This is a genomic window from Vagococcus fluvialis bH819, assembly GCF_900163795.1.
GTDB classification, from domain to species: domain Bacteria; phylum Bacillota; class Bacilli; order Lactobacillales; family Vagococcaceae; genus Vagococcus; species Vagococcus fluvialis_A.
Map to the genome: position 1 here is coordinate 1 of NZ_FWFD01000002.1, position 11577 is coordinate 11577.

General features: G+C 35.5%; 11 protein-coding genes. 5 read left to right on the forward strand and 6 right to left on the reverse strand.

Features of this window, described 5'->3' with window-relative positions; translation table 11 throughout:
• Positions 1-136 precede the first annotated feature (136 nt).
• From FM121_RS00065 to FM121_RS00075, 3 genes are all read right to left on the reverse strand, one after another.
• Positions 137-1114 (reverse strand): aldose epimerase family protein, encoded by a 978-nt coding sequence (locus FM121_RS00065; protein WP_086950117.1) that lies wholly within the window; start codon positions 1112-1114, stop codon positions 137-139.
• Between the two features lies 1 nt (position 1115).
• Entirely contained in the window at positions 1116-1778 is a 663-nt protein-coding gene (gene pgmB / locus FM121_RS00070) for a beta-phosphoglucomutase (RefSeq protein ID WP_086950118.1), read from the reverse strand.
• A gap of 251 nt (positions 1779-2029) precedes the next feature.
• Positions 2030-4294: a glycoside hydrolase family 65 protein gene (locus FM121_RS00075; RefSeq protein WP_086950119.1), complete on the reverse strand. Its 2265-nt coding sequence runs from the start codon at positions 4292-4294 to the stop codon at positions 2030-2032.
• A 221-nt stretch (positions 4295-4515) separates the two neighbouring features.
• On the opposite strand from FM121_RS00075, the gene FM121_RS00080 reads away from it, so the two are divergent.
• From FM121_RS00080 to FM121_RS00090, 4 genes are all read left to right on the forward strand, one after another.
• Positions 4516-6690: a PTS transporter subunit IIBC gene (locus FM121_RS00080; protein ID WP_086950120.1), complete on the forward strand. Its 2175-nt coding sequence runs from the start codon at positions 4516-4518 to the stop codon at positions 6688-6690.
• A 111-nt stretch (positions 6691-6801) separates the two neighbouring features.
• Positions 6802-6942 carry a hypothetical protein gene (locus FM121_RS14380; RefSeq protein ID WP_179203754.1) on the forward strand — a complete coding sequence of 47 codons (141 nt, stop codon included), beginning with the start codon at positions 6802-6804 and terminating at the stop codon, positions 6940-6942.
• Positions 6943-6954: 12 nt separating this feature from the next.
• Positions 6955-7773 carry an endonuclease/exonuclease/phosphatase family protein gene (locus FM121_RS00085; RefSeq protein ID WP_086950121.1) on the forward strand — a complete coding sequence of 273 codons (819 nt, stop codon included), beginning with the start codon at positions 6955-6957 and terminating at the stop codon, positions 7771-7773.
• A gap of 13 nt (positions 7774-7786) precedes the next feature.
• Positions 7787-8797, forward strand: coding sequence for a LacI family DNA-binding transcriptional regulator (locus FM121_RS00090; protein ID WP_086950122.1), 1011 nt, complete (start codon positions 7787-7789; stop codon positions 8795-8797).
• A gap of 183 nt (positions 8798-8980) precedes the next feature.
• On the opposite strand, the gene FM121_RS00095 is transcribed toward FM121_RS00090, so the two are convergent.
• Positions 8981-9427, reverse strand: a complete 447-nt coding sequence (locus tag FM121_RS00095; protein ID WP_086950123.1) for a type II toxin-antitoxin system HicB family antitoxin — start codon at positions 9425-9427, stop codon at positions 8981-8983.
• A gap of 31 nt (positions 9428-9458) precedes the next feature.
• Entirely contained in the window at positions 9459-9644 is a 186-nt protein-coding gene (locus tag FM121_RS00100; RefSeq protein ID WP_086950124.1) for a type II toxin-antitoxin system HicA family toxin, read from the reverse strand.
• 268 nt (positions 9645-9912) lie between these two features.
• On the opposite strand from FM121_RS00100, the gene FM121_RS00105 reads away from it, so the two are divergent.
• The gene (locus FM121_RS00105) at positions 9913-11163 is read left to right on the forward strand and encodes a PTS sugar transporter subunit IIC (protein WP_086950125.1); all 1251 of its coding nucleotides are present in this window, start codon (positions 9913-9915) and stop codon (positions 11161-11163) included.
• A 42-nt stretch (positions 11164-11205) separates the two neighbouring features.
• Here the strand turns inward: FM121_RS00105 and FM121_RS00110 are convergent, their stop codons facing one another.
• Positions 11206-11574 (reverse strand): YbgA family protein, encoded by a 369-nt coding sequence (locus tag FM121_RS00110; protein WP_086950126.1) that lies wholly within the window; start codon positions 11572-11574, stop codon positions 11206-11208.
• Positions 11575-11577 lie beyond the last annotated feature (3 nt).

The window sequence follows — 11577 nt, forward strand, 5'->3', positions numbered from 1 at the left end:
AACGCCTTTTTCATCACTCTATGTAGTCTGGATTCAAAAGGCAGCTCCTGCGGCAGTTTCAGAAATAAAAATCAATTCAAAGGGCGCGAATTATTTTTTGTTTCTTCCAACTGCTTGGAACTAAACGCCTTTTTCATCACTCTACTTCATACACAGTCTTAAACACCTTAGTATGTCCTGGGTTTAGTTCAATCGAACCCCATTTTGGGTGATTGACAATATCAGGTAGTTCTTGGGTTTCTATCGCAATGCCGATTTCAGAGTGCATGCTTTGTCCGTTCACTTTAAAGTCGTCATTAAATCCAGTTGTGGAGAAGATAACTGCTGCTTCTCGGTTAGAAGAGATGTTTAACTTACGACCACTTTTTGTTTCAGTTAAACAAATCTGTGGATGACTTGATTCTAAAATGAAGGCATCGTCAATTCCACCTGTTAATTTAGCTAAGTTATCAGCTAAAGAGGTTGGTTCTCTAAAATCATAACCTGTGTTATCAACAGTTAGGATTTTTCCTGTGGGTAAGTTAATGCTATCTGTTTCAAGAATACCGTTACTTTTAACGAGTAAATCATGACTTGTAATGTCTCGTTTAGCGTTCCCTGAAAGGTTAAAGTAAACATGATTGGTTGGGTTCACAATGGTTTGACTTTCTGAAGTCACCTTTGTGGTCATGACAACAGCTGTTGTTGTTAATTCATAAGTATTAACAACAGTGATTGGACCTGGGAAACCTGAAGCAGTATCCACTAAAGTAAACGCAACTTTTGTGTCACTGATCATCTCGTAGTCCCAAAATTGACACCACCAACCTTGACTGCCACCATGAATATGATGCTCGTCATGAAAGTTTTTTTCTAGAGTGATACCGTTCCACTCTGCATTTTTAATCCGACCGGCAACAGGTCCCACTAAAGCACCAAACTGAGCATTGTCAGCTAAAATACTTTCAGGTGTATCTAAAGAAAGTAAGATATTTTCTTTGTTGCTATCTTTATCAGGGGTTACAAAGTTATGCCATCTTGCACCAAAGTTTAAGAAAGTTGCAGATAAATCACCATTTACTAAGGTAATATAAGCAATCCCTGTTTTTTCATCGATCTTAATTTGATGAGACATCTTATTTACTATTCCAAACAGTTTCTAAATAAGCTAAAGAAAGTTTGCTTGTATCTGGAACAATTGCAATATCGTCTCCTAAGTCTTTAGGTGATCCAACACCGACTGGTAGAGAACCACTTGCTTTAATGGCAGTAATACCAGCTTGAGAATCTTCAATCCCAACAGCTTCTTTAATTGAAACGTTCACTGCTTCAGCAGCCGCAACAAAAATATCTGGCGCTGGTTTTCCAGCAGCCACTGATCCTGGATCAACAATCGCATCGAAGAAATGGCTGATTTCCATTTTATCTAATAAAAGAGGACCGTTTTTACTTGCAGAAGCTAAAGCAATTTTGATGTCAGCCGCTTTTAATTCTTCTAATAATTCTAAAATACCAGGGTAGATATCTTTAGGTGAAATAGCTTGAATCATTTCAACATAGTTGTCATTTTTTACTTTAGCTAATTCAGCAAATTTTTCAGAACTGATTTCGCCAGCTTTATTGCCATGTTCTAAAATTAAAGTTAGTGAATCTTCACGAGACACACCTTTTAATTTTTCGTTGAACGCACGATCAATTGAAATACCTAAATCATCCGCTAATTTTTTCCAAGCTAAGAAATGGTACTCAGCTGTATCAGTAATAACACCATCTAAATCAAATAAAACACCTTTAAACATAAAAAAACATCCTTTCATTTTTAAAAAGCAAGGTGGGTCAAAAGGCGTTTTGCTCCGAGCAACTGGAGGGAAAAGTGAACAATCGCTCTTTTTGATTGATCACTTTTCGTGAAGTTGCCGTGGGAGCTGCCTTTTTATCCCCCGACTAAAAAATTATTCATATAACAAGACAGAGGCTAACGGTAGGGTCAGCCTCTATTTTTATAGCTATCTTTATTTTAATGTATTTTAAATCAGTTGTCTATACAAGTTTATTTTTTGACTGGGGTAGTCATTGTTCCTTCAACGTGATGAACGTCACCATAAACGTCAATATCAAGAGCGTCGCCACTTAATAAAGTGATCGTCACATTAGTATCAATTAAGACATGTAGTAAACGGCCGCGGTAGTTAATGTGGAACGCATATTTACTCCATTTTTCGGGTAAGAATGGGGCAAAGCTTAATTTTTCGTTGTAAGTCTTCATTTGAGCGAATCCTTGAACGATTCCTAACCAGCTACCTGTCATTGAAGTGATGTGTAATCCGTCATCTGTGTCGTTGTTGTAGTTATCAAGGTCTAGTCGGGCTGTCCGTTGATACATTTCAACTGCTTTTTCTTCCATGCCTAATTCAGCAGCTAAGATCGAGTGAATACATGGTGAAAGTGATGATTCATGGACTGTCATTGGTTCATAGAATTCAAAGTTTTTACGTTTTTCTTCCATAGTAAATTCATCGTTAAAGAAGTAAATTCCTTGAAGAACATCTGCTTGTTTGATGAAACATGAACGTAAGATGTGATCCCATGACCAATTTTGGTTTAAAGGTACATCAGTTGCTGCTAAATCAGAAACTGGCATTAATTCTTTATCTAAGAATGTATCGTGTTGAACGTAAACACCTAATTCATCATCTTTAGGGAAGTACATGTTTGCAATAATATCTTCCCAATGGCTGATTTCTTCAGTCGTTAATTTAACCGTTGTTTCAGCTTGGTATTTTTTGTAGTTTTCTAACGTATATTTAAGAACCCAAACAGCGATGTAGTTAGTGTACCAGTTGTTATTAACGTTGTTTTCATATTCGTTAGGACCAGTCACGCCGTGCATCATGTATTGTTTGTTGCGTTTAGAATAGTGAATACGGTCAGCCCAGAAACGAGCGATTTCAGAAAGGACTTCTAAACCTTCTGTTTTAATGTATTCAGTGTCGCCTGTGTAGTTTGTATAGTTATAAACCGCATAAGCAATGGCACCATTACGGTGAATTTCTTCAAAAGTAATTTCCCACTCATTATGACACTCCACACCAGTAAAAGTAACCATTGGGTATAAAGCACCTTTAAGTCCTTGTTGACGGGCATTGTGTTGTGCTTGTGGTAATTGATTGTGACGGTATTTTAATAAGTTTTTAGTTACACTTGGATCAGCTAAGGCTAAGTATAAAGGAACTGCGTAAGCTTCAGTATCCCAATAAGTTGCACCGCCGTATTTTTCACCAGTGAAGCCTTTTGGTCCAATGTTTAAGCGATCATCTTCGCCGTAGTAAGTAGAGAATAATTGGAATAAGTTAAAACGAATGCCTTGTTGTGCTTCGTCATCACCTTCGATAACCACATCAGCTAATTCCCAACGTTTTTCCCATGCAGTAGCGTGAGCTTGTTTTAATTCTTCAATAGAAGAAGCATTAACTTCTGTCATGATTGTTTGAGCCGCTGTTAATTGTTTCCCTTCTTCGATGTCACGACTTGTTGTAATGACTACTTTTTTATCTAGAGAAACCACGTCACCAGATTTAACGTCAAAAGTGAAGCTTTCAGTTGCTAAGAAGGCAGCTGTTTCTTTTTGACTTGTGTGAGTTCCAGTTGCTGTATTTTCCATTAAAGCAGTGATAGTAAATTGTTCAATACCAAAATTATTTGGAACCGTACGAGCAGTCACAACATTTTCAGAAACTTGACGTTCTTCCCAGAACATTTCTTCGTAGTTGCTATCTTCGTTATGCACATTATTATCTAATTTAGAAACAACTTTGATTGTGCCATTTCCTTCTAATACTTCAGCTTTAAGTGAAACCACACCTAATTCTTTCGTCGTAATACTTAAGAAACGCTCAAAAGAGAATTTAACTTTCATGTCACTCATTTCAATCGTGAAGTGACGAGATAAAACGCCATGTTCCATATCTAATTCTTGGTAGAAATCTGAAACAGTTTGTGTTGCTAAGTCAATTTTTGTATCGTTGATGTATAAGTCCATTGCGATGAAGTTAATAGCATTGATTACTTTACCAAAGTATTCTGGGTAACCATTTTTCCACCAACCCACACGTGTTTTGTCTGGATACCAAACACCTGCAATATAAGTTCCTTGATGATTGTCACCACTAAAACCTTCTTCAAAGTTTCCGCGCATTCCCATATAACCATTACCAGTACTTGTTAATGATTCTTGTAAGCGAATGTCTGAGTTATGTAATTCATTCGTTGTTAGTTTCCATGGATCGATATTAAATAATCTTTTTAAATGTTCCACTTATAATTTCCCCCTTAGATTAATGTATAAATCCATGATAAACGCAAACGATTGCGAAATCAACAATAAATAATTAGATAATGAATCTTGTTACCGGTAACGATTTGTTTTGTTTCTATTAATACATCTTTACAAAAAAAGTCTGGAGAGATATAATTTAATTACGAAACCGATTGCGTTAAGATGTGTTTGGCGCAATTGAATTAAGAAAGGTGAATAAAATGAAAAAATTATTGAGTTTTGAGTTTTGGCAAAAGTTTGGTAAAGCCTTAATGGTTGTTATCGCAGTTATGCCAGCAGCAGGATTGATGATTAGTATTGGTAAATCCATTCCACTAATCAATCCAGACATGCATATGTTAGTGACGACTGGTGGTGTTGTTGAGAACATTGGTTGGGCAATTATTGGAAATCTTCATTTATTATTTGCATTAGCTATCGGTGGTAGTTGGGCGAAAGAAAAAGCCGGTGGAGCCTTTGCAGCTGGTATTGCTTTTGTGTTAATTAACCGTATTACAGGGTCAATTTTTGGTGTGACAAGTGACATGTTAAGTAACCCTGACGCTTACACACATACTTTATTTGGTACTAAAATTATGGTTAAAGGTTTCTTTACAAGTGTTTTAGAAGCACCAGCTTTAAATATGGGTGTTTTCGTTGGTATTATTGCCGGTTTTGTTGGGGCAATGGCCTTCAATAAATATTACAATTATCGTAAATTACCAGATGCGTTATCATTCTTTAATGGTAAACGTTTCGTTCCTTTCGTGGTTATTCTTTGGTCAGTTCTTGTTTCATTAGCGTTAGCTATTATTTGGCCATTTATCCAATCAGGAATTAACAACTTTGGTTTATGGATTGCGACAAGTCAAGACACAGCACCAATACTAGCACCATTCCTTTATGGAACATTAGAACGTTTATTATTACCATTTGGTTTACACCATATGTTAACTATTCCAATTAACTATACACAACTTGGTGGTACTTACGAAATTCTTTCAGGTGCACAAGCAGGAACAATGGTTTATGGACAAGATCCATTATGGCTAGCATGGGCAACTGATTTATTAAACTTGAAGCAATCGGGTGATATGAGTCAATACAATCATGTTTTGACAAACTGGACACCAGCACGTTTCAAAGTAGGTCAAATGATCGGTTCTTCAGGTATTTTAATGGGTATGGCTTTTGCAATGTATAAAAACGTTGATGCTGATAAAAAATCTCAATATAAATCAATGTATTTTTCAGCAGCACTTGCAGTATTCTTAACAGGTGTTACAGAGCCTTTAGAATTTATGTTTATGTTTGTGGCAATGCCGTTGTACGGAGTGTACGCAGTGATTCAAGGGTTAGCATTTGCTATGGCAGATATCATCAACTTACGTGTCCATTCATTCGGTAACATTGAGTTATTAACAAGACTGCCAATTTCAATCAAAGCAGGATTGGGTATGGATATTGTTAATTTTGTGATTTGTACGATTGTCTTTGGTGTTGGAACATATTTCTTAGCTAACTTCTTAATTAAGAAATTTAACTTTGGAACACCAGGACGTAATGGTAACTATGAAGTAGATGGTGCGACAGATACAACAGCAACCAATACAGATGCTTCTGGACTTAACCAACAAGTGATTGATGTAATTAATTTATTAGGTGGTAAAGAAAATATTGCTGATGTGGATGCGTGTATGACTCGGTTACGTGTTTCTGTGAAGGATCGTGGTTTAGTTGGTTCCGAAGAAGCATGGAAAAAATGTGGTGCTATGGGCTTAATTATTAAAGATAATGGCGTTCAAGCAGTTTACGGACCTAAAGCGGACATCTTAAAATCAGATATTCAAGACGCATTAGATGCAAATATTGAGATTCCAAAATCAAATTTTAATGATACATCAGTTGAAAAACAAGCTGAAAGTAAACAAGCAATAAATAAAGAAGTCGCATTACTTGCAGTAGCAGCAGGAGAAGTTATCCCAATTGAAGAAGTGAAAGATGAAGTCTTTTCACAAAAAATGATGGGTGACGGATTTGGTGTGAACCCAATGAGTGGTGAAGTTGTTTCACCAGTAGCAGCTGAAATTATGACAGTCTTTCCTTCAAAACATGCGATTGGTTTAGTGACAGAAGATGGCTTAGAAATCTTAGTTCACATGGGACTAGATACAGTAGAGATGGAAAACTCAGCCTTTGATGTAGTTGTTAAAGAAGGCGACAAAGTAGAAGCAGGTCAATTATTAGCAAAAGCTGATTGGAATGCAGTAAAAAAAGCAGGAAAAGGCACAACAATTGTGGTAGTATTTACCAATAGTGATAAATTACAAGCATTAACATTAGACCAAGTCGGACAACAAACAAAAGCTAGCGTGATAGGAAAAGTTAGTTTGTAAATAAGGGTGGCATAAAAATCGCTTTGCTCCGAGCAACTGGAAGAAGTGAAAAACAATCCGCACCTTTGGGATTGTTTTTCACTTGTGAAGTTGCCGAAGGAGCAGATTTTTATGCCCCGACTAAATAAGGATGGTGGAAATGACGTTTTGCTCCAAGCAACTGGGGTAATTGCAGACTTTACATCCAAAATGATTAAAACCAAGTATAAGAAAAGGCTATGGCACGATGCCTGGCCTTTTTCTTTTGAATAGGAAGGATATAAAATGAAAGTTATTAGTTTAAACACCCATAGTTGGATTGAAGAAAAACCTTTGGAAAAATTAGTTCAAATAGGGGATTTTATTTTAAAAGAAGGAGCAGAAGTGATTGCTCTTCAAGAAGTAAATCAAAGAATTTCGGCAGACGTGATTAACCCAGATGGATTTTATTGTTCATATGAAGGAGCAGAAGTTGAAATTAAAGCAGATAATTTTGCTAAATTGTTAGTTGATTATTTAAAAGAAAAAGGGCAAAATTTTTATTGGGGTTGGACATGCAGTCATATCGGTTATGATATTTATGATGAAGGTTCTGCTATTCTTTCAAAATATCCTTTTGAAGCCGAAAGCTTACTTGTGTCACCAACTGAGGATAGAGCAGATTACCATACAAGACGTATTTTACTAGCACATTTAAATGAAGAGAAGCTGACAGTCGGAAGTTGTCATTACTCTTGGTATTCAGAAAATCCAGAAGAAGGCTTTATTTATGAATGGAGTAAATTATTAGTAAACACTGAAAAAATAGGTCATCAAATTTTACTACTAGGTGATTTTAATGCGCCGGCTCACATTGAAGGGGCAGGGTATTCTTTAGTTAGTCAAACTTATACAGATGTGTATCATTTAGCAAAAGAAAAGAAAGGCCAATTTACAGTAGAAAGTAACATTGATGGCTGGGCAGATAATAAAGAAAGGTTGCGAATTGATTTTGGTTTTGTTTTAAACCCAGTTGAAGTCGCAACCTACCAAGTTATTTTTAATGGTGTAGATGGTCCTATCGTTAGTGATCATTTTGGTATTTTATTAGATATGAAATTTTAAGAGGAGAGATCATATGAGTGTTACGATTAAAGATGTTGCTAAAGAAGTTGGTGTGGCACCTTCAACTGTTTCAAGAACCTTAAAAGATCATCCAAGTATTTCACAAGAAACAAAAGAAAAAGTCCGAAAAGCAATGGATAAACTAGGCTATGTGCCTAATGTCTCAGCTCAAAATCTTGCTAACAAATATGTGGATACAATCGGTATTATTTTACCAGTCATTGGTTCAAAAGAAAGAAAAAGTAACCCTTTTTACCTAGAAATTATGACTGCGATGAATGAAGAGGCGAGTAAACAAAAAGTGACGATTTCTGTTGCTTCAGCACCAACACAAGAAGAATTATTAGCTAATGTCGAACTGATGTATCGCCAAAAACGAGTGGATGGTTTTATCTTACTTTACGTAGAAGAAGATGACATGGTTCTGGATTATTTGGTTAAACAAAAAGTGCCATTTACCATGATAGGGCAGCCTTATAAATATTTTAATGAAACAAGTTGTGTGGATAATGATAATCAGCTGCTAGGCTACACAGCAACACAACATTTACTTGATAAAGGCCACAAAAAAATTATTTTTGTAACCAATAATCAAAAAGAGAATTTCTTTAAAGAACGTTATTTCGGTTACCAAAAATGTTTAATGGAAAAAGAAATGACTAGTTTACCTGTTATGTCGTTGATTGATCCACAAAGTTATTTAACGTTTGAAACATGTTTAAAAGAAGAACAACCTACCGCGTGTATTGCCATTGATGATATGTTTGCTTTAAGATTGATTCAAATGCTTAATTTATCTGGTTACAAAGTACCCGATGATATATCTGTGATTAGCTTTAATAATTCAATATTTACTACATTATTACATCCTTATATCACATCAATTGATGTGAACGCAGCGCAATTAGGAAAAACAGCCGTGGAAGAATTTTTAACTCAATTAAAAGAACCAACTGAATTAAAAAAACGAGTGATTATTCCTCATAAATTAATTGAAAATGAAACGGTGATGAAGTTAAAGTAAATTATCATTAAAATGGTATAATATATATAAAGAAGTGTAGCATATCAATGCCAAAGAGGACTAGCATGCAGACTAATCCTCTTTTTTGTCGTCCGGGTTCAAAAGGCAACTTCTCCAGTTGCTTAGAGCTACGTGCCATTTTCACTACTTTGGTTTATGTAATTAAAACTATGTTTAACTGAACTAATGATTTAACTTCTCTTTAATAATCGCTTCAGTTAATGTTTTTGAAAAGTTTAAATGTAATTCTTTACCAAGTTTATCTGCCCACTTTGGAATAGCTAAGGTTTTTTTTATAGGTTCTTCTAATCCTAAGTATTCTATTAAATTAACATTAACCATGGAGATAAATGATTTTTCTGGGTCAAACATAAAATTAAAATCATCATCATCTTGAAACGGGGCATTATGTGTTAAGGACAACTCGTTAATATTGGAAGGTTTTGGAAGCTCTCTCTTATTTTCAAAATCATCGGCTAAACGAATACCCAAATATTCTGAGCCCATTGCGATAGCATCTGGTATATTTATCCCTTGTGTTAGACCATCTAAATCAGGAAAGTAAATTTGAAATGGAACGGACGAACTATTGTCTTCATAATAAAAAATAGCTGGATAACTTATCAACATAATAAAATCCTCCTTATTCAGTAGGAGCTGACTATAATAAGTCAGCGTCCTTCAATATACTCCGTTCAGTTCCCTTTTTTAGTTCACCTTGAGGAATAATGATAGGCCTCGTTAGTCCAGGTTTTGTCATTTTTATATGAGAACCCTTACCACCATTAACTTTTGTAAAGCCATGATTTTTTAAAAACGCGACCATTTCTTTTTGTGTCATCGGCATGTGCACGATACCTCCTGACATGATTATTATAGCACGTGTTACACGTGTAATCAAAAATTAGAGAATAAATGTTTACTTTGTTTAATCCGGATTCAAAAGACAGCGCCTTTTTCACCACTCTAGTGTGTAACACAGTATAATTAGTGTGCAATAGGTAAAGGACTATGCCAATTGTAGAAAGCGTTTCAGAAGTTGGCACGGCTATTGCATATAGTAAGGTGTCAGATAACTTATTGATAATAACAAAAAATTTTAGGGGGAGTTTTTAATGGATGGATTTGTAAAATTCATGGAAGCAAAGTTTATACCTGTTGCTTCAAAAATTGGGGCACAGCGTCATTTGGTAGCGATTCGTGATTCGTTTATGGTGACGATGCCGCTGATGATTTTAGGTGCGTTAGCAGTAATGATCAATAACTTACCAATTCCAATTTTCCAAGATTTCATGAACAATATTTTCGGAGGTGAAGCTTGGAAGGGCTTTGGTGGAAGTGTTTGGAATGGAACTTTTGCAATTATTTCAGTGGCAATTGCCTTTTTAGTAGCATATAACTTAACAAAAGGATACGGAAAAGATGGTGTCGCAGCCGGAATTGTCTCATTAGGTTCATTCTTTGCCTTAGGTGGCGCAACTGGTATGGCTTCAACTGGTCTTTTTATCGCTTTAATTGTCGGAATGGTTTCAGCTGAATTATTCGTTCGTTTAATCGGGAATGAAAAATTAGTGATTAAAATGCCAGATGGTGTTCCACCAGCAGTGGCGAAATCATTTGCTTCTTTACTACCAGCTATGATTATTATCAGTTTATTCGGTTTAGTAGCTGCTGTTTTTGCTGCTGTTGGAGTAACAGATATTGTTGCATCATTCTACAAAGCAGTTCAAGAGCCATTTATGGGATTAGCTAATACTTACCCATCAGCACTTTTAATAGCCTTCATTACACCGTTCTTATGGTTCTTTGGTTTACATGGTGCTAATATGATTGATCCGTTTCTACAATCAATCAATATTCCAGCGATTGATGCGAATGCTTTAGCTGTGTCTGCAGGAGAAAAGGCACCTTACATTGTCAACAAACCTTTTATTGATTCATTTGTTAACTTAGGTGGAACAGGTGCAACATTAGGGCTGATTATCGCCATCTTTTTAGTCGGAAGAAAGCATAAATCTTTCATGATGGTTAACAAATTAAGTGCAGGACCAGGATTGTTTAATATTAATGAGCCAATGTTATTTGGTTTACCAATTGTGTTAAACCCAATCATGTTTATTCCATTTATTTTAGTACCAATGGTTTTAGTAACAACGGCGTACTTCTCAACTAAAATGGGTATTGTGCCAGTTGCGACGGTTATCCCACCTTGGGTAACACCACCAATTTTAGGTGGCTTAATTGCCACAGCAAGCTTCAAAGGTGCCATCTTAGCAGCCGTTAACTTATTAATTTCAATTGTAATCTACATTCCTTTTGTAAAAATCAGTGTTATTCAAGAATTGAAAAAAGAAGCTAATATTTAAAAGAATCATCTCACTCGACAGTTAAAATTCGGGTGAGATTTTTTATTTTGGAAATAAAATTCGGGATTGTAAGAGATATTTTTTATCATATTTGATACTCAAATTTTGACAAAAACTTCGAATGTCTTCTTCATCAAGGGGCAGACTATTTAACAATGCTTGAAACTTTTCTTTTTCTTCTGATGTGGCACATTTTTTGAAGTAGCCCCAAACATGTTGGTAGGCATTGGTTAGGGAACCTTTTGTAGGTGGCGTTTGTTCTGCATGTAAGATAGCTTCTTTAAATTCTTCTTCTAAATTCTCATTTGTAGTAGAAAATAATTGTCTAATATATAAGTACTCTTTTTGGGAATGAGCCATGACAAAGTATTTTTGATACGCCCATTCATTTTCAAGAATTTTAGTCATCATCAA